Source organism: Ruegeria sp. BG7 (assembly GCF_056535685.1).
Genome location: NZ_JBQFIU010000001.1, coordinates 2454983 through 2480612, shown reverse-complemented (window position 1 = coordinate 2480612; position 25630 = coordinate 2454983). Strand labels below are relative to the sequence as shown.

Annotated in this window: 26 protein-coding genes; 10 read left to right on the top strand and 16 right to left on the bottom strand. The window is 58.9% G+C overall.

Features of this window, described 5'->3' with window-relative positions; genetic code table 11:
* Window positions 1–98: 98 nt before the first annotated feature.
* The 3 genes from gcvH to ACR3EH_RS12295 form a co-directional block, all read right to left on the bottom strand.
* Complete coding sequence (gene gcvH, locus ACR3EH_RS12305) at window positions 99–464, bottom strand: glycine cleavage system protein GcvH (protein WP_171096793.1); 366 nt, start codon at window positions 462–464, stop codon at window positions 99–101.
* An 18-nt stretch (window positions 465–482) separates the two neighbouring features.
* Window positions 483–1577, bottom strand: a complete 1095-nt coding sequence (gene gcvT, locus ACR3EH_RS12300) for a glycine cleavage system aminomethyltransferase GcvT (RefSeq protein WP_171096794.1) — start codon at window positions 1575–1577, stop codon at window positions 483–485.
* A gap of 294 nt (window positions 1578–1871) precedes the next feature.
* The gene (locus tag ACR3EH_RS12295) at window positions 1872–3059 is read right to left on the bottom strand and encodes a Zn-dependent hydrolase (RefSeq protein ID WP_171184258.1); all 1188 of its coding nucleotides are present in this window, start codon (window positions 3057–3059) and stop codon (window positions 1872–1874) included.
* Window positions 3060–3194: 135 nt separating this feature from the next.
* Between ACR3EH_RS12295 and ACR3EH_RS12290 the strand changes: the two genes are divergently transcribed.
* Genes ACR3EH_RS12290 through ACR3EH_RS12275 form a run of 4 tightly spaced genes read left to right on the top strand, consistent with a single transcriptional unit; the run spans window position 3195 to window position 6694 of the window.
* Window positions 3195–3845, top strand: coding sequence for a histidine phosphatase family protein (locus ACR3EH_RS12290; RefSeq protein ID WP_171184261.1), 651 nt, complete (start codon window positions 3195–3197; stop codon window positions 3843–3845).
* A gap of 18 nt (window positions 3846–3863) precedes the next feature.
* On the top strand, window positions 3864–4478 hold the full coding sequence (locus tag ACR3EH_RS12285) for a glutathione S-transferase family protein (protein ID WP_171648329.1): 615 nt from the start codon (window positions 3864–3866) through the stop codon (window positions 4476–4478).
* A 14-nt stretch (window positions 4479–4492) separates the two neighbouring features.
* Window positions 4493–5548, top strand: a complete 1056-nt coding sequence (locus tag ACR3EH_RS12280; RefSeq protein WP_171184264.1) for a saccharopine dehydrogenase — start codon at window positions 4493–4495, stop codon at window positions 5546–5548.
* Between the two features lie 3 nt (window positions 5549–5551).
* Complete coding sequence (locus tag ACR3EH_RS12275) at window positions 5552–6694, top strand: saccharopine dehydrogenase family protein (RefSeq protein WP_171675850.1); 1143 nt, start codon at window positions 5552–5554, stop codon at window positions 6692–6694.
* 84 nt (window positions 6695–6778) lie between these two features.
* Here the strand turns inward: ACR3EH_RS12275 and ACR3EH_RS12270 are convergent, their stop codons facing one another.
* The 4 genes from ACR3EH_RS12270 to ACR3EH_RS12255 all read right to left on the bottom strand — a co-directional run bounded on the left by ACR3EH_RS12270 (window position 6779) and on the right by ACR3EH_RS12255 (window position 8683).
* The gene (locus ACR3EH_RS12270; protein ID WP_171093325.1) at window positions 6779–6982 is read right to left on the bottom strand and encodes a DUF1127 domain-containing protein; all 204 of its coding nucleotides are present in this window, start codon (window positions 6980–6982) and stop codon (window positions 6779–6781) included.
* Window positions 6983–7039: 57 nt separating this feature from the next.
* Window positions 7040–7267 (bottom strand): DUF1127 domain-containing protein, encoded by a 228-nt coding sequence (locus ACR3EH_RS12265; protein ID WP_171093323.1) that lies wholly within the window; start codon window positions 7265–7267, stop codon window positions 7040–7042.
* 239 nt (window positions 7268–7506) lie between these two features.
* The gene (locus tag ACR3EH_RS12260) at window positions 7507–7824 is read right to left on the bottom strand and encodes a DUF3775 domain-containing protein (protein ID WP_171093320.1); all 318 of its coding nucleotides are present in this window, start codon (window positions 7822–7824) and stop codon (window positions 7507–7509) included.
* 85 nt (window positions 7825–7909) lie between these two features.
* Window positions 7910–8683 carry a DUF1365 domain-containing protein gene (locus ACR3EH_RS12255; RefSeq protein ID WP_171184268.1) on the bottom strand — a complete coding sequence of 258 codons (774 nt, stop codon included), beginning with the start codon at window positions 8681–8683 and terminating at the stop codon, window positions 7910–7912.
* Between the two features lie 146 nt (window positions 8684–8829).
* Between ACR3EH_RS12255 and ACR3EH_RS12250 the strand changes: the two genes are divergently transcribed.
* Genes ACR3EH_RS12250 through ACR3EH_RS12240 form a run of 3 tightly spaced genes read left to right on the top strand, consistent with a single transcriptional unit; the run spans window position 8830 to window position 10597 of the window.
* Window positions 8830–9486, top strand: a complete 657-nt coding sequence (locus ACR3EH_RS12250) for a sigma-70 family RNA polymerase sigma factor (protein ID WP_171648325.1) — start codon at window positions 8830–8832, stop codon at window positions 9484–9486.
* A gap of 10 nt (window positions 9487–9496) precedes the next feature.
* Window positions 9497–10147: a ChrR family anti-sigma-E factor gene (locus ACR3EH_RS12245; protein WP_171184272.1), complete on the top strand. Its 651-nt coding sequence runs from the start codon at window positions 9497–9499 to the stop codon at window positions 10145–10147.
* A gap of 45 nt (window positions 10148–10192) precedes the next feature.
* Window positions 10193–10597: a hypothetical protein gene (locus tag ACR3EH_RS12240; RefSeq protein ID WP_171093313.1), complete on the top strand. Its 405-nt coding sequence runs from the start codon at window positions 10193–10195 to the stop codon at window positions 10595–10597.
* Between the two features lie 3 nt (window positions 10598–10600).
* On the opposite strand, the gene ACR3EH_RS12235 is transcribed toward ACR3EH_RS12240, so the two are convergent.
* The 6 genes from ACR3EH_RS12235 to ACR3EH_RS12210 all read right to left on the bottom strand — a co-directional run bounded on the left by ACR3EH_RS12235 (window position 10601) and on the right by ACR3EH_RS12210 (window position 17908).
* Complete coding sequence (locus ACR3EH_RS12235; protein WP_171184274.1) at window positions 10601–11830, bottom strand: DNA recombination protein RmuC; 1230 nt, start codon at window positions 11828–11830, stop codon at window positions 10601–10603.
* 57 nt (window positions 11831–11887) lie between these two features.
* Window positions 11888–13750, bottom strand: coding sequence for a DNA mismatch repair endonuclease MutL (gene mutL / locus ACR3EH_RS12230; protein ID WP_171184276.1), 1863 nt, complete (start codon window positions 13748–13750; stop codon window positions 11888–11890).
* 262 nt (window positions 13751–14012) lie between these two features.
* Complete coding sequence (locus ACR3EH_RS12225) at window positions 14013–14942, bottom strand: metal ABC transporter permease (RefSeq protein WP_171184278.1); 930 nt, start codon at window positions 14940–14942, stop codon at window positions 14013–14015.
* Window positions 14939–16144, bottom strand: a complete 1206-nt coding sequence (locus ACR3EH_RS12220) for a metal ABC transporter permease (protein WP_171675848.1) — start codon at window positions 16142–16144, stop codon at window positions 14939–14941. Before ACR3EH_RS12220 ends, ACR3EH_RS12225 begins: the two co-directional genes overlap by 4 nt.
* A gap of 3 nt (window positions 16145–16147) precedes the next feature.
* Entirely contained in the window at window positions 16148–16951 is an 804-nt protein-coding gene (locus tag ACR3EH_RS12215; protein WP_171648321.1) for a metal ABC transporter ATP-binding protein, read from the bottom strand.
* A 3-nt stretch (window positions 16952–16954) separates the two neighbouring features.
* Complete coding sequence (locus ACR3EH_RS12210) at window positions 16955–17908, bottom strand: metal ABC transporter solute-binding protein, Zn/Mn family (RefSeq protein ID WP_171184285.1); 954 nt, start codon at window positions 17906–17908, stop codon at window positions 16955–16957.
* 200 nt (window positions 17909–18108) lie between these two features.
* On the opposite strand from ACR3EH_RS12210, the gene deoC reads away from it, so the two are divergent.
* Genes deoC through ACR3EH_RS12195 form a run of 3 tightly spaced genes read left to right on the top strand, consistent with a single transcriptional unit; the run spans window position 18109 to window position 22322 of the window.
* Window positions 18109–19107 (top strand): deoxyribose-phosphate aldolase, encoded by a 999-nt coding sequence (deoC, locus tag ACR3EH_RS12205; protein ID WP_171184287.1) that lies wholly within the window; start codon window positions 18109–18111, stop codon window positions 19105–19107.
* 47 nt (window positions 19108–19154) lie between these two features.
* Window positions 19155–21488 (top strand): aldehyde dehydrogenase family protein, encoded by a 2334-nt coding sequence (locus ACR3EH_RS12200; protein WP_171675846.1) that lies wholly within the window; start codon window positions 19155–19157, stop codon window positions 21486–21488.
* A gap of 27 nt (window positions 21489–21515) precedes the next feature.
* The gene (locus ACR3EH_RS12195; RefSeq protein WP_171184291.1) at window positions 21516–22322 is read left to right on the top strand and encodes an SDR family oxidoreductase; all 807 of its coding nucleotides are present in this window, start codon (window positions 21516–21518) and stop codon (window positions 22320–22322) included.
* Window positions 22323–22343: 21 nt separating this feature from the next.
* Here the strand turns inward: ACR3EH_RS12195 and ACR3EH_RS12190 are convergent, their stop codons facing one another.
* The 3 genes from ACR3EH_RS12190 to ACR3EH_RS12180 form a co-directional block, all read right to left on the bottom strand.
* Complete coding sequence (locus ACR3EH_RS12190) at window positions 22344–23654, bottom strand: M16 family metallopeptidase (RefSeq protein WP_171184293.1); 1311 nt, start codon at window positions 23652–23654, stop codon at window positions 22344–22346.
* Window positions 23651–24991: a M16 family metallopeptidase gene (locus tag ACR3EH_RS12185; protein ID WP_171184295.1), complete on the bottom strand. Its 1341-nt coding sequence runs from the start codon at window positions 24989–24991 to the stop codon at window positions 23651–23653. Before ACR3EH_RS12185 ends, ACR3EH_RS12190 begins: the two co-directional genes overlap by 4 nt.
* Window positions 24992–25072: 81 nt before the next feature.
* The gene (locus tag ACR3EH_RS12180; RefSeq protein WP_171093288.1) at window positions 25073–25588 is read right to left on the bottom strand and encodes a DUF3035 domain-containing protein; all 516 of its coding nucleotides are present in this window, start codon (window positions 25586–25588) and stop codon (window positions 25073–25075) included.
* Window positions 25589–25630: the final 42 nt, after the last annotated feature.

Below are 25630 nucleotides of genomic sequence, written 5' to 3'. Positions count from 1 at the left end.
GATAGGTCAGGGCCGGCGGAGACTGCGGGAGCCTCCGGCGGGAGTATTTGGAAAAAGATGAAGCGGGGGAGCCCCAAAGACGGGGCTCCGGGTTTGGGTCACCCGATGAAGGCTTTGTATCCGGCCTCGTCCATCAGGTCTTCAAGCTGCGACGCGTCCGCAATCTTGACCTTGTAGATCCAGGCTTCGCCCTCGGGGTCGTCGTTCAGCGCGCCGGGGTTGTCGGCCAGCGCTTCGTTCACTTCGACGATCTCACCATCGACCGGAGCGTAAAGTTCCGAGGCCGCCTTGACGGATTCGATCACGCCGATCTCGCCGTCTTTCTCGAACTCGTCGCCCACTTCCTGCTGCTCGACAAACACCACCTCACCCAGCTGTTCAGCCGCGTGTTTGGTGATGCCCAGCGTGGCGGTGTCGCCCTCAACGGTCAGCCATTCATGTTCTTCGGAATAATAGGTTGCCATCTTGTCTCTCTCCTGACTTCAACGCTTGTAATTCTGTGTGACGAAGGGCAGCGCCACGATCTCGGCCGGTTGCGCCTTGCCCCGGATGATCAGGTTCACCTTCTCACCGGGCGCGCCATGGCCTTTGCTCACATAACCCATCGCAACCGGGCCACCCACCGTGGGGCCAAAGCTGCCCGAGGTGATCTGACCAATCGTGTTGCCCTCAAGGCATTGCACCTCGACGCCCTGACGCGCCGGTGCGCGACCTTCGGGCTTGATGCCCACCAGCTTGCGGGCTGCGCCCTCGGCCAGTTCCTTTTGCACGCGATCCGCGCCCGGAAAGCCGCCTTCTTCCTTGCGGCGTTTCTGAATGGCCCAGCCCAAGGATGCTTCGATGGGCGAGGTGCTCTGATCAATGTCATTGCCATAGAGGCACAGCCCCGCCTCGAGCCGCAGGCTGTCGCGCGCGCCCAGACCCGCCGGTTCGCAATCTTCATGGGCCAGGAACGCCTTGCTGATCTCGATCGCCTTGTCCTCGGGGATCGAGATCTCGTAGCCATCCTCGCCGGTATAGCCCAGACGCGAGATGCGGCATTCAACGCCGTTGATATCGGCCACGGTGGTTTCCATGAACTTCAGATCGCGGGCAGCGGGGCAAAGTTCCCCCACCACATCCTCGGCCTTGGGACCCTGCACCGCCACCAGCGCGCGGTCGAAGATCTCGGTCACTTCGACGCCGTCCAGATTGGCCTGCATATGCGGAATGTCCTGATGCCGCAGCGCCGCGTTCACCACCACAAAGTAATGATCGCCCGCATTCGACACGATCAGGTCATCCATGATCCCGCCATCGGCGTTCGTAAAGAACCCGTACCGCGCCTTGCCTTCCTTCAGCGTCGCATAAGCCTGAGGGCACAAAGCTTCTAGCTTCTCACCCACATTCTCACCGCGCAAAATCACCTGACCCATGTGAGATACATCAAACAACGCCGCCTTCTCACGACACTGCTTATGCTCTCCCATAATCCCCATCGGATACTGGACAGGCATCTCCCAACCCGCAAAATCAACCATCTTACCACCCAACTCAACGTGCAAATCGTACAAGGGCGTGCGTCTAATATCGGTCATGGCGGGTACTTTCCGTATCTAGCGTTTAGAGTGCCGCCTCGTCAGTCTGCCCCAAGCTGAAAAGATTGCAACGATTCCAGTCAGCTTGCGCCTTAAACACTGCCTTTGCGACACGTCTGCATACAGGCGTATGCACATTGATGTTCCTATAGGAAACTTTTTTCCCTTAGGCAACACTCCTTATCTGACCGTTTCCGTCTCGACATCTGATGCTGCTCACTTTTCGGGCGCGGCCCTATTCTGTACGGATTTAAGATATTGATAAGTAATCATTTTTTACTTCACCTTACATCGTCACCCACCAAGCGCCTGTACGGCGACATCCAACACATTGAGACCAGCAAGCAGATCACATTCTGCGGTATCTTCAGCGAAATCATGGCTGATTCCGTTGATCGAAGGCACAAACAGCATGGCAACCGGCATCAGGCGGGACACGTTCGTCGCGTCGTGTAATGCGCCCGACGGCATCTTGCGCCATTTCTCCGGCGCCACTTGCCGCGCACCACTTTCAAGCGCTTCCCGCAATGTCTGGTCCATGGCAACAGGCTCGAGCCCCAGCATCGGGCCATAATCCAATGCCATCCCTTGTTCTTCAGCGACTTCCTGAGCTGTTGCGCGAATGATCTCTTCCATCCGAACCAGCCGATCCGCGTCGCCATCGCGCCATTGCATCGAGAACCGAACCCGACCCGGAACGATAGACGAGGCATTGGGATGCACATCGACACGCCCGATGGTCCAGACAGTCTGTGGCGTTACCACATTGCGGAAGCGTTCATTGAGACGGGTGTTGAACAAGGACAGCGCCTGAAACGCATCCCGGCGCAGGTGCATCGGCGTTGTGCCTGCATGGTTCTGCTGACCCTCAAAAGTGATCAACATATCACGGATACCGACAATATCGGTGACGACGCCAATCTGCTCGCCTGCCGCGTCCAGGGACGGGCCTTGTTCGATATGCATCTCGATAAAGCCGTTGAACCGGGACGGGTCCACAAAAGCACCAGACAATTCGGACATCGAAGACCGCGCGGCCCCAAAACTGACGCCCGCGCCATCTTTCAAACCATCTGCCTGATCCAATGGCAGGCCGCCTGACCAAACGGCCGAGCCTGTGGTTACACCAAACCGGCCTTCTTCGTCCTGAAAGCTGACAACCGAGATTGGCCGGTCGCTGGAACGCGCGATTTCAAGCGCGGCGATGACGCCCAGCGCGCCGTCCAGCCAGCCACCTTCGGGCTGGCTGTCGGAATGCGACCCCATCAGCAACGAGGAACCTTCGGTCAACCCGAACAGATTTCCGACCGGGTCGAAATGTGGTGTCAGCCCGGCGTCCACCATACGCTCAGCAAGCCAATTGCGCGCGTCGATGTCCGCTTGTGAATAGGCCGGCCGGACTACGCCCTTGCCGACACCCGACGCCCCAAATTCACGCAGCTTGTGCAAATCCGCCAAGAACCGTTCGTGATTGACTGGCATGACACCCTCCGAATTTTCCGTGGGCAGACCATAGCCACAAATAAAACTGCGGCGAGGATTTTTTCTGTGGCAGGTGAAACCCCTCTGGTCCCGGGGTGGAACCTGCCCTAAGACGTCTGCGCAAGAGGGACCAACATGTCACATATCACATTGGTGCGGCACGGGCAGGCCAATACCGCAGCGCGCGACGAAGTAAGTTACGACAGGCTTAGCGACTTGGGGCATCAGCAAGCTCGTTGGCTGGGCGCACATCTGCGCGACACGCGCAGCCACTATACCCGTGTTTATTGCGGCACTCTGACTCGCCATGCAGAAACCGCCCAAAGCATGGGGCTGTCTGACCCTATCCGTGATGCACGATTGAATGAGATCGAGTATTTCACACTGGCACAATTGCTCGAAGAACAGCACGGCATTGCAATCCCAACGGATCGCGAGGGGTTTGTCGAACATCTGCCCAAGACCTTTGCCGCCTGGGCCAATGGCGACATCAAGAACACGCCCGAAACCTTCGAAGAGTTCGAGACCCGTGTTCGTGATGCGCTGAGTGAAATCGGAACCGAAGGCGGACCCGCCATTGTTGTCACCTCGGGCGGGCTGATCTCGATGGTGGTACGGCAGGCGATGGGGTTGGATATTCCATCGATGGCGCGGGTAGCCCTTGCCATCATGAACACGTCGATGCATCGTCTGCACCCGATTGGCACCCAGCTGAGTCCGGTTCTGTTCAATGCTGTCCCGCATCTTGAGGCACCCGACCGGCAATTCGCGCAAACCCACCTGTAGTCAGATCGGAGATACCCCATGCAGCTTTATTTTGCCCCTCGCACGATCTCGGTCGCTGTTGTGATTGCTCTGGAAGAGGCAGGGTTGGAGTATGAGGCGATCCAACTGGATTTCGCCGGGGGCGAGCAGACCAAACCGGCTTACCGTCAGATCAACCCCAAAGGTCGGGTTCCGGCGCTAGTGGTTGACGGTGGCATCCTGACCGAAACCGGAGCGTTGCTGGAATTTATCGCTGCCCAAGCGCCGTCGGCAGATTTAGTCCCTGCTGATCCAGTCATGGCCGCGCGCATGCGTGAAGTGATGTTCTATCTTGCGTCGACCATGCACGTGAACCACGCGCACAAGGTGCGCGGAGCGCGATGGGCGGACAAGAAGCCCAGCTGGAAAGACATGAAGGACAAGGTCCCACAAACAATGACAGCATCCTGTGAATACATCTGTTCAAACGGCCTGCGTGGGCCGTTTGTTCTGGGTGAGGCATTCTCGCTGGCAGATGCCTATCTTTATGTGGTTTGCAGCTGGCTGGAAGGCGATGGCGTCGATGTCTCGGCCTTTCCCAAAATTCTTGCCTTCCGCGAGGCGATGGAGGCGCGGCCTTCGGTTCAGGCGGTCCGTGCCGCCGGAATGCTCTGACAAAAGGAATTACGATGACACATCTCTGGGTCCGGGCAGAACAGCGCCCGAACGAGGAACGGGTTGGGCTGACCCCCGAAGGGGCCGCAGCGCTGATCGCGGCTGGCATCCGCGTGACGGTCGAGGAAAGCCATGTCCGCGCCATTCCAATCGACGGCTACAAGGACGCAGGCTGCGAGATCGCACCTGAAAACACGTGGCCCGACGCCCCGGCGGACGCGATCATTTTCGGCCTCAAAGAGTTGCCCGAAGATGGCACGCCCCTGCCCCACCGCCACATCATGTTCGGACATGCCTACAAGGGCCAGCATTCCGGCCGCGCTTTGCTGGAACGGTTCAAGGCCGGGGGCGGCACGCTGTATGATCTGGAATATCTGGTGGATGAAGATGGTCGCCGGGTTGCGGCCTTTGGCTATTGGGCCGGGTATGCCGGTGCGGCAGTCACGCTGAAAACCTGGGCTGCGCAGCAACGGGGCGAGCAATGCCCTCCTGTTGGGATTTATGCCGGTAAGGACGCGCTGAATGCCGATTTGCTGGCAGAACTGGACGCCACAGGGGCCGAACGACCAACCGCCATTGTCATCGGCGCCTTGGGCCGCGTTGGCACCGGCGCTGCCGATCTGTGCGAAGCCATGGGTGTTGCCGTTACCAAATGGGACATGGCCGAGACCGCCAGCGGCGGGCCGTTCCCTGAGATTCTGGACCACGATCTGTTTCTGAATTGCATTTTCGCGCGTCCCGGCACGCCGGTTTTTGTTCCGCGTGAGGCGCTGACCGAACCGCGAAAGCTGACCGCCATAGGCGACGTCGCCTGCGACCCGGACAGCGATTACAACCCGGTGCCGGTCTACGACCGCGCAACTACATGGGACGCGCCTGCCCTTCGCGTGGCGAATGATCCGGTGATGGACGTGATGGCCATCGACAATCTGCCGTCCATGCTGCCGGTCGAAAGCTCGGAAGACTATGCCGCGCAACTGCTGCCGTCCTTGTTGACTCTGACCGATCTGGACAGCGGCGTCTGGGGTCGGGCAGAAGCAACCTACAAAACGCATATTGAAGGGATCTGAACGATGACGATTCACTGGTGTGGCACCGGCCTGTCGGCCATTCCCGGCCTGCGCCGCCTGATCGAAGGCGGGCACAAGGTCACCGTCTGGAACCGAACCATCGAAAAAGCCAAGGCTGAGGTCGGAGACCTGACCGACGACATCCGGGCCTTCGACATCGACGCCCTGGGAGAGGTGCTGGGCAAGGGCGACGTGATCGTCTCGATGCTGCCGGGCGACTGGCATGTTCCGCTGGCAGAGCTGGCGATCTCGAAACAGGCCAACTTCGTCTCATCTTCTTACATCGCGCCCGAGATGCGCGCGCTGGACGACAAGGCACGTGAGGCTGGTGTCGCGCTGGTCAACGAGGTTGGACTGGATCCGGGCATCGATCACCTGATGGCACATGCGTTGGTCGACGACTATCGCGCTTCAGATGCGTTCGATCCTGAAAACCACCTGAGCTTTATCTCGTATTGCGGCGGGATCCCGAAAACGCCCAACCCGTTCCGCTACAAGTTCAGCTGGTCACCTCTGGGTGTTCTGAAAGCGCTGCGCTCGCCCTCGAAGTCAATCCGCGACTATGCCCCGCTGGATGTTGCCCGTCCGTGGGACGCCATCAGCAGCTATATCGCTCCGCTGCCCACACCGGAAAGCTTCGAGGTTTACCCGAACCGCGACTCGATCCCGTTCATGGCGCAGTACCATTTCGAGGATCACTGGCCGGTCAAGGAATTCGTCCGCGGCACTCTGCGTCTGAACGGCTGGGCCGAAGCATGGTCGGACGTGTTCACCGAGATCGAAACTCTTTCCGGGCCCGAAGGCGACGCCCGCCTGAAAGTGATGTCGGACCAGTTCTGGGACGAAAACGCCTATGATGAGGGCGAACCAGACCGCGTTGTGCTGTGCGTTGGTCTGAAGGCGGAAAAAGACGGCATTGAGGTCTGGAACAAGACCTATGTCATGGATGCCTGGGGGGATGCACGCGGCACCGCGATGGCGCGTCTGGTGTCGATCCCGGTGTCTCTGGCCGTCGAAGCGGTTCTGAATCGCGCGATCCCGGCGGGCGTTCACGCCGCGCCCAGCGATCCGAAGCTTGTACAGGGTTGGATGGGAGAGATCGACACGCTGGCACAACATTTGCAGATCGTCGATCACTTGGCCTGATTGAAAGGTGAAAGCCATCCCAGTTTTGCTGGAATGGCTTTCATAGTTCTTGGCTAGGCATGACTTGCATTCCCTTTCGGGCCTTCAGATGTACCGCTCAATCGTGTCTTCGATGTCGCTTCGATTGATGCCAAGCTCGGACAATTGATGATCCGTCAGCGCATTGAGATGCTGTGCCGCACGAACAATGTCGGAGCTGATCGATCGGATACGCATGGCACGGTCGAACAACAGCAATGCACTGGCAGCCGGTGCCGGCTGATTGGTGGGCGGGATAACGTCAAACATACGGATAACCTCACAAACATAGACCTGGGGATGTGTTAACTCAGGGCAAACGCTCCATCACTGGCGGTAGGGTTTGTTGTGGTAAACACTCTCATACGCGCATCGATTGATCTGGTCCCGCTGAACCCCGATATCGGCAAGTTGTTGATCATCCAGCGCCTCAAGATCACGCACAGTTTTTGCAAGAATTCGGCGACGGAAGTGCTCGACCTTTTTGTCGGCGTACTTCGAAAACAGACCATCGAGAAGGCCGTTCTGGGTGTTTACTGCTTGGGTATGTACCATGTCTTTGTCCTCCTAAACTTGATTTGCGTTGTCTTGGTGACATCAAATTTGGGGACGCCGCCTTAACGTTATCAAAGCGCATCATTAAGGTTTGTTTAAGTCTGGGCCGGAGAAAGCATGCGGAGGATGAGTTATGCCGAGGCGTGTCCGCAATTTACGCCAGCAAAGTGTATCTCAATCATAGATAAAGCCCAGATGGCGGCAAAACCGCCATCCTCGTATTTGGCTTGGAAAACGAACTACATCAGGTCGTTCTCAACATCCTCAGCCGAAATGCCCAAAGCATCCAACCCGTTCTCCAGGTGATCCGACAAGTGTGGGGTTCCAATCAGGTAGTCGGCGCAGGGAGTCGAGGCTTCGGACTTGGCGGTGGCGATGGCTTCGGCCAAATCTTCGGCGAAAAAGCTTTCGCGACCGATCCACATGATGGCGACCAGTTCGGCCTGCTCGTCTTCGCCCATGCGATCAATGAACGCCCGCAGCTCGCCCTCGGCCCGGTTCAGTTCGCGGCCCATCATGGCCACCTGGGCAACTTTCCTTGCCGAAATTTCCAACATGTCCTCAGCTCCTGTTGTTCGCGGTTGTCAAACCATCACAATCATCGACAGGGGCCTGAGTCTTTGATCTTACGCAAACTGCGGGTCAGTCCCGAACGCGCGACATTGGCTGATCGGGGACAGGCTGGGAGCGGAACGGGCGGAAGGTTGCCTTTTTCAGCCACAGTTTGAACGCTTGCCAAACAATCAGAGTAAATGTCCGCCGGGCCCCAAACGGACGCCGCAGCAAGGACCACAGGATCACCCGATTGGTCAGCGGTTGACGGGGCCCTGTCAAGGTGGCGATCAACCCACCGTCAGGTCGAGTATAGTCGATCCAAACACCAACCCTGTCAGGGCGGAAATCAAACCGAAACGTATAGCTTCCTTCGATCTTCTGGAATGGCGAAACATGCATCAGCTTGTCCGCCACCACCCGATCCGATGGCTCGATGACCGCAAAGCCAGGCTTGTGGCATAGATAGCTGTGACGTGTCCCAAAGGTGTTCGTCACTTCGGCCACCACCGCATAGAGTCGGTCGTTCCCGTCAAAGCAGAACCAAAAGCTGACAGGGTTGAACACATGCCCCAGAACCCGTGGCTGTGTCAGCAACATTATCCGCGCCGGTTGCGGCACGGCCATCTCGTCAAGGCGGGTACGCACCCACGCGGCACCTTCGCCCTGACTGGGCGCGCCGCCATGATCGCGCGTACGCCAATTGGCGAGGTTTGCGCGGTCACGTGAAAACAAAAGGGGTGTTGTCAACTTGGCCTCGGGGTCGAACAGGATGTAATCGACCGAATACCGAAACGCGTTTTCTATCCCGCCCTTGCGCCCGTGATAAGTGTGGCCCGCGATATGATCTATTTCTTTTGCCATCGTGTGTTTTCAGACCTGCCCATAACCGCTTAAAACAGCATCGTTTTCCGCCGTATTTGTATAGTAGTGTTACGGAAAATAGCGCGAGTTGGATCATAATGTCCCGATAAAGTGATCCGGCTTGGGGCGCGGCCCGTAATGTGGTTATGTTTACCGAGATCAATACTGCGACCTTGGACGAACCTGCGGCTGACACAGCCGCCCCTCAGCCTTGGCGCGGGAAGAAACGCATCAAGGGTAGACAGGTGAACGGAACGAAAGCCAGTTGCGACACCAGAACCGAGTGGGTGGAACACGTCAAACGCATCCGGGATGCGCAGGACCAGTCGGCCTTTGCCGAGCTGTTCCAACACTTCGCGCCACGCATCAAGGCGTTCCTGATAAAATCAGGGTCTGATGCCACCATGGCCGAAGAATGCGCACAAGAGGTGATGGCGACCTTGTGGCACAAGGCCCATTTGTTCGATCCAACACGGGCCACCGTAGCCACGTGGGTTTTCACGATTGCTCGGAACAAGCGCATCGACGTTCTGCGCAAGCAACGCCGCCCCGAACCCGAGGAACTGGGATGGGGACCCGAGGCCGAGCCTGAACAGGACGACGTGATCGCGCTGCAACAGGAAACCGCGCAGCTGCGCACCGCCATGTTGGCGTTGCCCGAGGCGCAGAGAGAGCTGATCGAAAAGGCGTATTTCGGCGACCTGAGTCACCGCGAAATTGCGTCTCAGACCGGGTTGCCCCTGGGAACGATCAAGTCACGTATTAGGCTGGCGCTGGACCGCTTGCGCCACGCGATGAACTGAGATGAGTAAGATGAGCAAGTCGATTAAACATCACCTGACAGATGACCTGCTGATGGCATATGCCGCAGGAACTCTGCCCGAGGCGTTCGATCTGATGGTCGCAACCCATCTTTCCCTGTGTGACCATTGCCGCGCACGGGCCGAGAGCTTTGACGCCGTTGGCGGGCAGGTTCTGGATGATCAGGCAGGCTCGGTCGCCATGTCTAACGCCTCACTCGCGGCGACCATGGCCTTGATTGCGCAGGGTGCGCCGACCCCCAAGCCCGCGCGACCGGGCTGCGCCGTGCTGCCTACCCCTTTGCAGGACTATGTGGGCGGAACCGTCGCGGACATCCGCTGGAAATCCATTGGAATGGGTGTGAAGCAGGCCATTCTGCCGACCACCAAAGAGGCCACGGCACGGTTGTTGTTCATCCCGGCCGGTGCTGCGGTCCCGGATCACGGTCATCAGGGCATGGAACTGACTATGGTTTTGCAGGGTGCGTTTTCGGACGAGGTGGATCACTTTGCACGCGGCGATGTTGAGATCGCTGACGAGGATCTGGAACACACACCTGTCGCGGATATCTCGGAAGACTGCATTTGTCTTGCAGTCACAGATGCACCGTTGAAATTCAACAAGCTTATGCCGCGTTTGTTTCAGCCCTTCCTGCGCATCTGACTGCTGGTGGGTTCCGGCCAAAGCGAAGCTTGAAAGGAAACAGATATGACAGGAAAACTTCTTTTGTCGGCCCTTCTGCTTTGTTTCGCGCCTGCGGCGTTTGCCCAGATGACCGCAGAGGTGCAATTTCAGTCCGGCAATTATGGCACCATGGTCAACGGGGCTGTCACTGGCGACGAATACTTCGACTATGTGTTGGGTGCAAAAGCCGGTCAGGAGATGTTTGCCGACCTTCAGGTCAGTGACACCAATGGGAACGGCGTGGTCTATTTCAATATCCTGCCCCCGGGCAGTGATGGGGTCGCGATCTACAATGGATCGATTGACGGCAACACCGCCCGGATTAACCTGCCAGAGGACGGAGACTATACAATCCGTGTCTATCTGATGGGCAATGACCGAGATACCGGCAAAACCGTCGGGTATAACCTGGACTTGTCAATCCAGTAAGTCTCAACCTTCGTGACGCGCCAAAGGCACAACGTCTGACGCGGCATCAGGTGCGATTTCTTCGAAATCGAAATTGTCCAGACGCTGCGCCCGTCGGCCAGCTTTCTCCGCACTGATCTTGATTTCCGAGATATCCTTGGCCGCCTGACCAAAATGACGATCAAGATTGGTCACACGATCACCCAAACGCTCCACATCCTTGTGCAGCAGTCCCAATTCTTTGCGGATCGCACCTGCCTGTTCGCGCATCCGGGCATCTTTCAGGATCGCGCGCATCGTGTTCAGCGTCGCCATACAGGTGGTGGGTGAAACGATCCACACGCGCTTGCTGAAACTTTCCTGAACCAGCTCAGGGAACTTTGCGTGAAGCTCGGCGTAAACGGCCTCGGACGGCAGGAACATCAGCGCACCATCGGCGGTTTCACCGTCCAGGATGTACTTCTCGGCAATGTCGTTGATATGTTTACGCACTGTGCTGCGGAACATCTGCAACGCCGCTTTCAGCTCAGCGTCATTGGTTGCGCCGATCAGCGCTTCATACGCCTCCAGCGGGAATTTGCTGTCGATCACGATGGGGCCGGGCGGGTTCGGCAGATGGATAAGGCAGTCCGCACGACGCCCATTCGACAGGGTAGCCTGCAACTGGAAACTGTCCCTTGGCAGTGCCTTTGAGACAATGTCCGTCAGCTGGATTTCGCCAAACGCTCCACGCGTCTGCTTGTTCGACAGGATATCCTGCAGACTGAGAACGTCACCAGACAGTTTGGTGATATTGTCCTGCGCTTTGTCGATCGCGGCCAGACGCTCCTGCAATTGGGTCAGGGATGTCGCGGTCTGTTTCGATGACCCATGCAGCGATTCTTTCATCCGCTCCTGCATTTCGGCCAGCGCGCGTGCAGACTTCATCGCGTTGTCCGCCAGCCGGTCATTCATCTGCTGCTGAACCGAGGACAGGCGCGCTTCAACCGTTTGGATCACTTGCACCTGCGCATTGGCCTGCGTGTCCGAGACATGCTGAAGACCGCCGCGCAATTGTTCCTGCCCCTGCCCCAGTTGCTGCACATGCTGTCCCAGATGCGCCATCTGCCGCGCCAGAGGTTCTGCCATCCGGGCCGAGCGATTGGCCGCCCGCAGCGACAGGAACAAAAGCAGCAGGATCAGCAGGACAACCCCGCCACCGGTCAGAAGAACCGGGTCATTCAAAGGGATTTGGGTGCCTGCAATCTGGATCATGTCAGTCTTTATGTTCTCGTTTTGTTTCGATCTTCTTAATAGGTTCTGAACGACGGATCAACTGCGCCCGAACAACCGCTCGATATCGCTGAGCTTCAATTCCACGTAAGTCGGCCGCCCATGGTTGCACTGACCGGAATGCGGCGTTGCCTCCATCTCGCGCAGCAGGGCGTTCATCTCTTCGGCGCGCATCCGGCGACCCGAGCGGACAGAGCCGTGGCAGGCCACCCGGCTGAGGATTGCCTCGATCTTTGCCTGAACCATCTGGCTTTCGCCCTGATCAGCCAACTCATCAAGGATATCCAGGATCATCGCGCGGGCATCGACCTCGCCCAAAATGGCAGGAGTTTCACGCACAGCGATGGCCCCGCCGCCGAAGGGTTCGATGGTCAGACCAAAGCGCGTCAGGTTATCAGCTACGGCCATCAGACGCGCACAATCGCCTTCAGACAGCTCCACGATTTCCGGGATCAGAAGCGCCTGCGCCGCAACGCCGTTTTCCGCCATCTGGTTTTTGAGCTTTTCATAAACCAGCCGTTCATGTGCGGCGTGTTGATCCACGATCACCATACCGTCAGCGGTTTGCGCGATAATGTAATTCTCGTGCACCTGCCCCCGCGCAGCCCCCAATGGCAGGTCCTGCGGTTGAGGTTCTTCTGTCTCGGCAATCGGCGAAACCGGGGTGGGCTCGACAATGCTGCCGCTGTAATCCTGAGCCAGTTCAGCAAAGCCCGGAGATTGCGCCCGATACGCCGCCTGCCGCGCTGCTGGCGAAGGTCGATCCATCTGATACACACGGGCCGGGGCAGATTGCGCAGGTTCGGGCCGCATCGCCCCCAGGGTCGCATTGGCCACGGTCGAGGATGCCCGATGCCCGGCCTCGGCCAGAGCATGGCGCAGGCTGGACACAATCAGACCGCGCGCAACGCCGGGGTCGCGGAACCGTACCTCGGATTTGGCGGGATGAACGTTCACATCCACCAGCGTCGGGTCACAGTCGATGAACAAAGCCGCCGCCGGATGCCGATCCCGGCTAAGGAAATCGAAATAGGCGGCCCGCAAAGCGCCAGTCAGCATCTTGTCACGCACAGGGCGGCCATTAACAAAAAGATACTGCGCCACCGCAGCACCGCGCGAATAGGTCGGCAAGGCAGCATAGCCATAAAGCCGGATGCCTTCGCGCGTGGCGTCGATTTGCAGCGCATTCTCGGCAAACTCGCGCCCGATCACGCGGGCCAGGCGGGCGTGGAGCGCATCGAAGAGATCTCCGTTCTCGCGATCCGCGCGGAAGGTCACACGACCTTCACCGCCACCGGACACATCGCGCAGCGTGAAGGTTACGGATGGCTCGGCCATGGCCAGCCGTTTCACCGTATCGGTGATGGCTTGCGTCTCGGCCCGGTCGGTGCGCATAAACTTCAGCCGGGCGGGCGTGGCAAAGAACAGATCGCGCAGTTCGACGACTGTGCCCGCGCGCAGGGCGGCGGGTTTGACCGCGCCCATCTTGCCGCCCGCAACGTGGATCTGCGCCGCCTCGGCACCCGGTACGCGGCTGGAGATGGTCAGACGCCCGACCGCACCCAAAGAAGGCAGCGCCTCTCCGCGAAACCCAAAGGTATGGATGTTCAGCAGGTCCGATCCGTCAATCTTTGACGTGGCATGGCGGGACAACGCCAGCGGCAGATCATCTGCCGAAATACCGCAGCCGTCATCTGTGACGCGGATCAGAGTCTTGCCCCCATCCGCAATATCGATGGCGATCCGCGTGGCTCCTGCATCGATTGCGTTCTCGACCAGTTCCTTCACGGCAGAGGCCGGACGTTCCACCACCTCACCGGCTGCAATCCTGTTGATTGCAGCGTCATCCAGTTGCCGAATTACCGGGCGATTTTCGCTGATATTGGGGTTTGCCTGCGCCATACCCCTAGACCTAGCACAGCCTTGCGCGATTCTGCCACTGGTTTACGCAGGTCTTTTGATCAGAGAGGGGGTGTCCGGATGGCCGTGAACGGCTTAGCGCTCAGGTCCACCCGGACGTACCAAGTGAGTGGTGTGATTCAGCTAATGAATGGACGGCGTGTAACATGTGCCGGTATTAAATGCTGCTTAAGATTCATCATTTGGGCATCTGGGCAGAGATTGGCCGATGACGTGCGGACAGGTGCGGCGGGAACATGCCCGATCACGCAGAAGTGTGCGCCCCGATACGCGTGCGGCACGGTCCGAACATGGCGGCTGCGGCAAGTATCAGACCAGACATCGTGGCAATCATGCCAGCCGCGCTGACTGCATCCGACCCGCCCAACCACAAGGGGCCGTACCCAGCCAATACATAGCCCGACACTGCCGAGGCCGTGGCGAACACTATGCTCCATACAATCTGCGCCTCGAGCCGGTTAGTTAGCATCCGCGCCGCCGCCGGAGGGCAGATGAACATGGCGATCACGATGATCGAGCCCACCGCGTCAAATGCCGCCACCGCCGCGATGGCCGCTGTTATCACCAATGCCATGCTCAGAGCACCCGTGCGAATGCCGATCGTGCGCGCAAATCCTTCATCGAAGGTGGAAATCTTTAGCGGTCGCCAGAACAGCCAGGTGAACACAGACACGCCCACCAGAGTTAAAGCAATCCGAGGCAGTTCAGGTGGCAGACCCGCAAGAGCGTCGACATCCAGCAACGATCCCCAACCTGTTGCGTCCAGCCAGATCAGGCTTTCCAGATTGCCGTAAAGCGCATGTTCAACGTCCAGATGCACAGTCGAGGTATCTGTTTGCTCAAGCAGCAAAACACCCGCCGCAAACATTGTGGTAAAGACAACACCCATGGCAGCACCGGGTTCGATCTGACCCAGTCGGCGAATGGCTTCGATCAGAACCACAGCCACAATCGCCGCCCCTGCAGCGCCCAGCATCATTGGCCAGGTCGATATCGCCCCGGTCAACAGGAACGCCACCACGATACCCGGCAGCACCACATGGCTGATCGCGTCGCCAATCAGCGCTTGTTTGCGCAGCACCAGAAAGTTGCCGGGCAAGGCGCAGGCGATGGCCGCAAATGTGCCAATCAGCAGTGGCGTCAGCGACAGTGGGACGAACTCCTCACCACTCATGCCGGCACTCCTTGCGGCCCACCGATTTGACGGTCGATTTCAGCGATCTGATCACGGGTCAGAACGGTCTCGATGTCCCGCAGCCCGTCATAGAGCGCAGCTGTCGCCTCATGCGCCTGATCCGCGCGGACGATTTCCCAGCGTTTTTCATCGCGCAGCGCCTTGGCCGCCCGCGCCTTGCCAGTGTCCGTGACGACCCCGTCTGGCCGGACCAGACCCGCACGACGCAGCAGGCGCAGTGTAAGCGGTTCATAAATCTTCTGCCCCTGCGCCAGCGCCAACAGACCCTGGCGGATATGCACCCGGCGCTGGAAGCGCAGATGCCGCAACACCGCCGCCAGAACCCCGCGCTTTGGGGCGCAGAACAAGGACAGGACGAAGAATGCAAAGCTGACCAGCACGATGATCGGTCCAGTCGGCAAGTTGGGGGCAGAAGCGGAAACGGCAGCACCGATGTACCCGGCCAGACCTCCGGCAAGCCCCGCAAGCAGGACGACGTGCTCGGAACGCTCGGACCAGAACCGCGCTGTGACTGCCGGAATGATCAGAAGCGCCACAATCAGGATCAAGCCCACAATTTTCAGGCCGACCACAGTGACCGCCATGACCAGCCCCATCATCGCAAGATCGATGCGATGGATCGGCAAGCCACGGGTGGCAGCATATTCCGGGTCAAAGGCGACAAGGGTCATGGGGCGACGCAGGATCAGAACCAGAAGCAGCGTCGCCGCACCACCGATGGCGATGATCATGGCATCTGCCCACAGCATTCCGGCGGTCGAGCCTAACAGGAAACCCTCCAAACCTGCCTGACGCCCGACGCCCATGGTTTGAATGATCGTCAGTAGAACGATCCCAAAGCCAAAAAAGACAGACAGAACTGCACCGATTGCTGCGTCTTCGGCAAGTCGGGTGCGCCGTGTCAACCAGTTCATGCAAAGAAGCCCAACCCACGCTGAAATTGCAGACCCTGCCAGCAAGCCCAGCAGATTGCGCCCATCCCCGCCCAGCGCGACCAAGACCATAAAGGCCAGACAGACGCCCGGCAGAGTTGCATGACTGATGGCATCGCTGACCAGCGCACGTTTGCGTAGGAACAGGAATGTCCCTGTCACACCGGCCGATACACCCAGCAACGTCGCACCAACTGCGACCAGCGTGGCGTTATAGCCAAGCTGCAGGGTCAGAGCGTCCCAAATCATGTGTTATCCCAGCGCGCGCGATATCTGATCGATCTGCGCAGTTGCCAAACGCCCGCCATAGGCCGCTTGCAACGTTTCCGCAGTGAACGCCTCGGACACCGGCCCTTCGGCCACTTTGCGGGTATTGATCAGGAAAACGTGGTCGAAGTAGTCGGTCACGGTCGCCAGATCGTGATGCACCACCACAACCGTCTTGCCGGCTTCTTTCAGAGATTTCAGCACCGCGATGATGGCCTTCTCGGTGGCGGCATCCACCCCGGCGAAAGGTTCATCCAGCAAGTACAGATCCGCGCCTTGCGCCAAAGCACGAGCCAGAAACACGCGCTGCTGCTGGCCGCCGGACAACTGGCCGATCTGACGGTCCGCGAAGTCCCGCATCCCGACACGGTTCAAACAGTCCATCGCACATGCCTTGTGGCGGGCACGTACGCGCCCCAGAAGCCCAAGCTCGCGCGACAGACCCATCAGCACAACATCAATCACGCGCGTTGGGAAATCCCAATCCACGCTGGCCCGTTGCGGAACATAGGCAATACGCGCGCGCTGCGCCTCCAGCGGCCGTCCAAATACCGTCACCTGACCGGATAAGGGGGTGACGATTCCCAGCGCCGCCTTGAGAAGCGTGGACTTGCCCGCACCGTTTGGGCCAATGATGGCAGTCATGGCACCGGGCTGGACGGTCATATCAACCGAAAACACAGCAGGCTTTTGTCCGTAGGAAACGGTCAGGCCTCGCACCGCAAGCGGGCTGTCGCCCAGCCCGCGATCCTCAAGCGTCACACCGTCATTGCTGACCAGACCCAGCATTATTCAAAACCCCGCAGACAGTTTGCCGTCCATGCCTCGACCGGGGGCGTCGCCGTTCAACGCACCGCCAATGACTGTGATGTTGTGATCCAGCATCCCGATATAGGTACCCTCATAGGTGCCTTCTGCGCCCATCGCATCCGAAAAAAGCTCACCACCGATGGTCACTTTGTGCCCCTTGGCCGCTGCCCCTTCGATCAATGCGCGAATTGAGCGATCCGAGACCGAGCTTTCGACAAAGACAGCCGTGATTTGGCGGTCAACCAGCAGGTCAACCAATTCGCTGATCCGGTTCAAACCCGCCTCGGACTGGGTCGAGATGCCCTGAATGCCCAGAACCTCGAACCCGTAGCTCTGACCGAAATAGCCAAATGCGTCGTGGGCGGTAAGCAGTACTCTGCTGTTCTCGGGCACCGAAGACAGGACATCCTCGGCATAAGCCGCCAAACGGTCAATATCGGCCAGATGGGCCTGTGCATTGGCTGCAAACACGCCTGCCGCTTCGGGACGAACGTCGGTCAAGGCATCCTGAACCTCTAGCACAACTTCGCGCCAAAGCACGGGCGACATCCACAAATGCGGGTCGTATTTATCTGCGTAATCGTCATGGGCACGCAGTTTGGATTTATCGACCCCTTCGGCCACTGCGACCACAGCGCGTTTGCGTTCGAGATCGTGGAAGAAATCTTCCATCTGTGCTTCCAGATACAAACCGTGCCAAAGGATCAGGTCAGCGCGGGTCATGGCAACGATGTCGCTGCGGGTCTGTCGATAGGCATGAGGGTCAACGCCCGGCCCCATCAGACCTGTGACCTCAACCTGATCACCGCCCACCTGGCGCGCTGCATCCGCGATCATGCCTGTTGTCGCGACCACTTTGAGTGGCGCTTCAGCCCAAGCGGCGATTGGCATCGAAAGGGCCAACGCCAACGCTGCAAGAAAACTCCGACGAATCATCTTCGACCTCAGTTTTGCGTCCTGTTGAGACTGAATATGAGAACCATTCGCAACTAAGTCAACGCTAATGCGAATTATTCGCAAGAAAGCACGCTCTTTTTGTCCAAATGGTCAAAAAATTGCCATTCAAATACATCCAACACCTTCCATTCCCCGGTCTGCCGTGCGAATTTGTCGCAAACCTCCCAAAGGACGTGACTATGGATACGCAGAGCTCAGAAAGCCCCGTGCGCACCGCGCATCTGCCGCAAGTAACCGAACCCCGAAATCCGGGAGTGGATCTTGATCTTGACTGGGTCCGCGCCGTTCAAGCCAATACCTCGGCCATTGAGCGCCGGGCTGCGACCCTTCCCGGTCGGCGGTCGGTCAAAAAGGACTATCAGGCGGCGTGGCTGCTGAAGGCGGTTACGATGATCGACCTGACCACGCTGTCAGGCGATGACACAGTAGGCCGCGTGCGCCGCCTTTGCGCGAAGGCGCGGCAGCCGGTTGCGAGTTCCGTCTTGCAGGCGCTGGATATGCCGCAGATTACCACGGGTGCCGTCTGCGTCTATCACGACATGATAGAAACCGCGGTGGATGCCCTGAAAGGCACCGGCATTCCGGTCGCTGCGGTATCCACTGGCTTCCCGGCCGGCCTGTCGCCGTTCCACCTGCGCGTGGCCGAGATTGAGGAAAGCGTGAAAGCCGGTGCCGAAGAGATCGACATCGTCATTTCGCGCCGTCATGTGCTGTCAGGGGACTGGCAGGCGTTGTATGATGAGATGAAAGCCTTCCGCGTGGCCTGCGGCGATGCCCATGTCAAAGCCATTCTGGCAACCGGAGAGCTGGGCAGCTTGCGTAACGTCGCCCGCGCCTCGCTGGTCTGCATGATGGCTGGCGCGGATTTCATCAAGACTTCAACCGGCAAGGAAAGCGTCAACGCAACCCTACCCGTTTCGCTGGTCATGATCCGCGCCATTCGGGATTTCTATGATCGCACCGGGTATCGCGTTGGGTACAAGCCCGCCGGTGGTATTTCAAAAGCCAAGGACGCGCTGGTGTACTTGTCGCTGATCAAGGATGAGTTGGGCGATCGCTGGCTGGAACCCGACCTGTTCCGCTTCGGTGCCTCTTCTCTGCTGGGCGACATCGAGCGGCAGTTGGAACACTATGTGACTGGGGCTTACTCGGCTGGATACAGACATTCGATGGGCTGAGCCTGCTGAAATGTCTGGACAGTGAGTATTTGGGAAAAGATGAAGTTATGACAGTCAAAGAAATCTTCGAGACCATGGACTATGGCCCCGCCCCAGAAAGCGCTGCCGAGGCGCTGGCCTGGCTGGTCGATCAGGGCGACAAGTTCGGTCACTATATCGATGGCGGCTTTACCAAACCCGGCAAAGGGTTTGAAAGCCGCAACCCGGCGACCGGAGAGGTGCTGGCTAAACTGACGCAGGCGAAACAGGCCGATGTGGACGCCGCCGTGGCCGCTGCCCGCAAAGCGCAACCGAAATGGGAGAAGCTAGGCGGTGCGGGTCGTGCGCGGTATCTCTATGCCATTGCACGGCTTTTGCAGAAACACGCACGCCTGTTTGCGGTGCTGGAAAGCATGGACAACGGCAAACCGATACGTGAATCGCGGGACATCGACATCCCTCTGGCGCAGCGGCATTTCTACTACCACGCAGGCATGGCGCAGTTGATGGAGGCCGAGTTGCCCGATGCGCAGGCTTTGGGCGTTTGTGGTCAGATCATCCCGTGGAATTTCCCACTGTTGATGCTGGCCTGGAAAATCGCACCTGCGCTGGCGATGGGGAATACGGTGGTTCTGAAACCGGCCGAGTACACCTCGCTGACTGCGTTGTTGTTTGCAGATATCTGCTCGCAAGCCGGGCTGCCGAAGGGTGTCGTCAACATCGTGACCGGCGACGGCGCGGTGGGCGAGATGATCGTGAACGCCGACGTGGACAAGATCGCCTTTACCGGCTCGACCGTCGTGGGTCGGCGTATTCGCGAAGCAACGGCTGGCTCAGGCAAGGAACTGACGTTGGAACTGGGCGGCAAGTCCGCTTACATCGTGTTCGACGATGCCGATATTGACAGTGCCATCGAGGGTCTGGTCGATGCGATCTGGTTCAATCAGGGTCAGGTCTGCTGCGCGGGGTCTCGCCTGCTGGTGCAGGAAGGCATTGCAGATCGGTTCCACGAGAAGCTGCGCGCGCGGATGGATGGTTTGCGGGTGGGTAATCCTCTGGACAAATGCATCGACGTGGGCGCGGTTGTGGATCCGGTTCAGTTGCAGACCATCAAGGGCATGGTCGAAAGCAATACGGCGGGTCACGTGCATCAGGCCGCCTGTGAACTGCCCGCAAATGGCTGCTACTACCCGCCAACGCTGATCTCGGGGCTCGAGACATCCGACCCGCTGATGCAAGAGGAAATCTTCGGCCCGGTGCTGGTCTCCTCGACCTTCCGCACCCCGGCTGAAGCGGTCGAACTGGCCAACAACACCCGTTACGGGCTGGCCGCGACAGTCTGGACTGAGAATGTGAACCTTGCGCTGGATATCGCGCCCAAGTTGGTTGCAGGTGTGGTTTGGGTGAATGCCACCAACCTGTTCGACGCCGCCGCAGGCTTTGGCGGCGTGCGCGAAAGTGGCTTTGGCCGCGAAGGCGGCTGGGAAGGTCTGACGGCTTACACCAAGTCCAAAGGCAAGGCCAAACCTCTGGCAAAGGTCGAAGCTACAATCGGCGAAGGGGCTCCGGTCGATCCGATTGACCGAACTGCCAAGATGTATGTCGGTGGCAAGCAGGCGCGGCCCGACGGTGGCTATTCTAAACCCGTTTGGGGCAAGTCCGGTCTGCTTGGCCACGTGGGTCTGGCCAATCGCAAAGACGTGCGCAACGCGGTCGAGGCCGCGGCAGGTGCGAAAGGCTGGTCCAAGACCACCGGCCATCTGCGGGCACAGATTCTGTATTACATCGGCGAGAACCTCTCGGCCCGTGCGAGTGAATTCGCCGCGCGCATCGACACCATGACCGGCAAGAAGGATGGCGCGAAAGAGGTCGAAACCTCGATCCAACGCTTGTTCAACGCAGCTGCCTGGGCCGACAAATATGACGGTCAGGTACATGGCGTCCCGATCCGGGGTGTGGCCATTGCCATGAAGGAACCTGTGGGTGTTATCGGCGCGCTTTGTGCCGATGAAGCGCCTCTGCTGGGTCTGGTCTCGGCGATGGCGCCTGCGATTGCGATGGGTAACCGGGTGGTTCTGGCGGCATCCGAGCCCTACCCGCTGGCAGCAACCGATTTCTACCAGATTCTTGAGACCTCGGACGTCCCCGCAGGCGTGGTCAACATACTGACCGGCAGCCACGCGGAACTGGCGAAACCTCTGGCCTCGCATCTGAACGTGGACGCGGTCTGGTCCTTCTCGTCCACTGACCTTTCGAAAGAGGTCGAAGCGGTCTCGGCCGGGAACCTGAAACGGACCTGGGTCAATAACGCAACGGCATTTGACTGGAGCATGGATCATTCCCGCCGCTTCCTTCAGGCTGCGACCGAGGTGAAAAACATCTGGGTGCCCTACGGCGAGTAGGGCCCCCGCGCATCACGGGAGGCCCATATGGACTTTGCAGGAAAAACCGTCATCGTCGTTGGCGGAACCAGCGGTATCAATCGAGGCATTGCCGAGGCCTTTGCGGCCTCGGGTGCCAAACTGGCCGTCGCCAGCCGGTCACGGGAAAAGGTGGACGACACTGTGGCCGCGCTGAAAGCCGCAGGCGCACAGGACGCCATCGGGGCGGCCTTTGACGTGCGTGATCCGGATGCTGTCGCCGCTGGTCTGAAACAGTTTCACAACGCCTATGGCGATTTCGACGTGCTGGTGTCCGGCGCTGCGGGGAACTTCCCGGCGCTGGCATCCGAGATGTCAGTCAACGCGTTCAAAACGGTGATCGACATTGACCTGATGGGCACGATCCACGTGATGAAAGGGGCCTACCCTTACCTGAAACGCCCCGGTGCCAGCATCATCAACATCTCGGCCCCGCAATCTTACCTGCCTTATGAAGGCCAAGCCCATGTCTGTGCCGCGAAGGCAGGTGTCGATCAGATTACCCGGACGCTGTCGATGGAATGGGGTGTTGAAGGGATTCGCGTGAACTCGGTCGTGCCGGGATTCATCGAAGGCACCGAAGGCGCAAAACGTCTGGCCCCCACCCCGGACGCCGGTGAAGCGCTGCGCCGCGATGTACCGTTGGGCCGCTGGGGTCAACCTCAGGACGTGGCCAATGCCTGCCTGTTCCTCTGCTCGGATCTGGCCAGCTATATCAGCGGCACGGTTCTGGCCGTGGATGGCGCGTTGTATCAACGCGGTTCGGGCAAGTTTGGACAGATGATGGGTGAGATGCTGCGCAGCATGAGGGGGTGAGACACGCTCACCCCCTCATGCTCAGTTCGTGGTTTCAAGACCGACAGGTTTTCCGACGATGGTAAAATGCAGCCCGTCCGGGTCCAGCAATTCGGACGCAACGCGGTTCACGTCTTCCAGCGTTACGGCATTCACCTTGTCGTTGCGGGTTGCGATATAGTCGATTGGCAGGTCTTCCATCTGCATCCCGACCATGATCCCGGCAATCCGCCCGTTGCCATCAAACCGAAGCGGATATGCACCAGTCAGATAAGTCTTGGCATCATCCAGCTCTTTCTGGGTTACGCCTTCGGTCGCGGCCCTGGCCCATTCGTCACGGATCACCTCAACCGCCTCGGCAATGCGGTCATTGGCCGACGAAACTGACCCAAGATAGACAGATGCCAGATCCTTGGGCACCAGATAGGTTCCGATCCCATATGTCAGACCACGTTTTTCACGCACCTCCTGCATCAGACGGCTTTCAAACCCGCCCCCGCCAAGAATGTGATTCAAGACAAACGCAGCGAAGAAATCCGGGTCATCCCGATCAATCCCGGCATGACCAAACAGGGCCACGGATTGCGGCGTGTCGAACTCGACGACGCTGACGCCACCCGGAATGGACACATCGGCTTTGTCAGGAATGGGTTTCCCGGATTCCGGTAAATCGGCGAGTAATTTGTCCAGCAACGTGCCCAGTTCTTCCGCCGTAATGTCGCCCACCGCCCCGACATACAGGCGGTCCCTGGCAAAGACGCTGTCATACGCGGCCACCACGTCATCCCGCGTCAGGGCCGAGACGCTTTCGATCGTGCCCTTCCCTTCAGACCCATAAGGATGGTCGCCATAGGCCATCTGAGCAAAGTTCAGGCCAGCAATCTCATTCGGGTCGGTCTGATCCGAGCGCAATCCAGAAAGGATTTGCGCGCGCACGCGCTCAATCGCATCCTGATCGAAACGCGGTTCGTGCAACGTGGTGTGCAAAAGGTCGACCACCTCATCCCGGTTTTCGGTCAGAAATCGCGCCGAGATTGACACAGTATCATCACCCGCATCATACGAGAAAGACGCGGCCAGAGCTTCCAGTTCGCGGGCATAGGTCTGGGCGTCCATTTCGCCCGCGCCTTCTTCGATCAGGCCGCTCATCAAATTCACAGCACCGCGCTTGTCCGGATCGTCCAGCGACGTCCCGCCACGGAACCGCAATTCCAACGCAGTGAAGGGGATCGCGTGGTCTTCGACCAACCAGGCCTTGATCCCGCCAGGTGAAGTCACCTCTTTGATCTCGATCTCAGCCAGGGCCGGCAGAGCAACCACGCAGGCGATCAGAGTTGCAAGAAACCGTTTCATTGCGTCACCTCATCATCACGCATCAGCCATCCCGTGACAGATGTTTCTGGTTGCAGGACTTCGCGGGCAGCGGCGATGATCTCTTCTCCGGTCACGGCCTGAAGAATGTCGGGCCAAGCCTGCACATCCTCGACCGTCAAACCGCTGGTCAGGGCGCGGCCATACCGGTTGCCGATCCCATCAACATTGTCGCGGGCATAAATCTGGGACGCGCGCAGTTGCATCTTGATGCGGTTCAGATCGTCTTCTTTCACACCTTCAGCGATAAAATCAGCGACCGCCTGATCCATGGCATCTTCGGCCTCTTGCAGTGACACACCCTGCGCCGGAACAACCAGCAAATCGAAGGTCGTGTCATCCAGCGAGACACCGCGGTAGAATGCGCCTGCATAGACGGCCTTTTGCTGATCGAACTGGAGTTTTTCGTTCAGATAAGACGTGGTGCTGCCACCCAGAAGTTCGGCCAACAGGAACAGGGCCGCCGCCTTCTCCTGTTCACCCGGATCGCGTTCGGGGGCCAGATAACTGCGCTGCACATAGGGCTGCGCTACACGCGGATCTTTGTAAGTCAGTCGCCGTTCGGCCGTTTGAGGTGGTTCTTGCGCCCGCATCCGCTCGGGCAAGTCCGGGTTGGCCGGGATCACACCGTAATACTGTTCGGCAAGCGCGCGGACCTCATCAGGTTCGACATCGCCTGTGACCACCAGGATGGCGTTGTTGGGCGCGTAATGAGTTTGGTAGAATGACAATGCATCTTCCATGTCCAGCTCTTCCATCTCGTGCTTCCAGCCAATGATCGGCACGCCGTAGCTGTGGTTGAGGTATTGCGCAGCGTTCATCTGTTCCCCAAACAAAGAGCGCGGGTTGTTCTCGGTCCTTTGGTTACGCTCTTCAAGGATCACATCACGCTCGGTCAGGATATCCTCTTCGCTCAGGCGAAGGTTCCGCATCCGATCGGATTCCATTTGCATCATCAACTCAAGCCGATCAGTCGCGACGCGCTGGAAATACGCGGTGTAGTCGTATGAGGTGAACGCATTGTCATTGCCACCATTGGCCGCAACTGTGGCCGAAAACTCGCCCGGAGCAAGCGTATCGGTGCCCTTGAACAGCAGGTGTTCCAGGAAGTGCGCAATCCCGGATGTCCCCACCGGTTCATCCGCAGATCCGGCGCGATACCAGACCATGTGTTGCACAACTGGTGCACGGTGGTCTTCGACGACGACGACATCCATGCCGTTGTCCAAAGTGAATGTGGTAACCGCTTCTTTTCCGCCCTCGGCCAAGACCGGGGTGGCAGCGATAAGGGCAGCCGACAGGGCTAGGGCCCGAACCATGGGGCATCCTCCGTTTCGTTTCTGGTATTGAAACTACGGTGGTGCGGCCCGGGTTCAAGCCCGATGACGGAAAGTTAAGAATTATTCATTCGGAGGAGAGGACGGCGTTTCAATACCGGCACTACGGGCTGCATCGGTTTCCGCGTACGGATTGATCGATTGCCGTTCATAGACCTGACCGTAGCGATCCACCGGGAACAGGCGCAATCCGGTCCAACGACCACGGCGCTTGCGGAACGCGGCATCTTCGGCTTCGACAACCTGGCGGGCATCAGGCGCGACGCCATACCGGCTGGAGGCTGTGACCAGTGCTGCGTCGGACGACGGTACCGCCGCATTTGGGTTCAACGCGGCAGGGTTTCCACCTAGTGCGGCAACGGCCTCGGCATTGGGGTTCGGATCTGTCAGGTTGCCACCGCCCGGTGTGGGTGCAGGCAAAAACGCATAATCCTGAGGCTGCGTCAGCGGTTTGACCGGCAAGACCGAAAACTCATCCGGACCCTGCCCCGGAGGCGCCAGATCCCGCAGACCGGGATTCGAACATGCCGCAACCGCTGCGACAACAGTCAGAACAAATATGGCGCGCGGCATCCGCATTGGTTTCTCCAACCTGTTTCTGGCGCTTTTATCTCATATAAT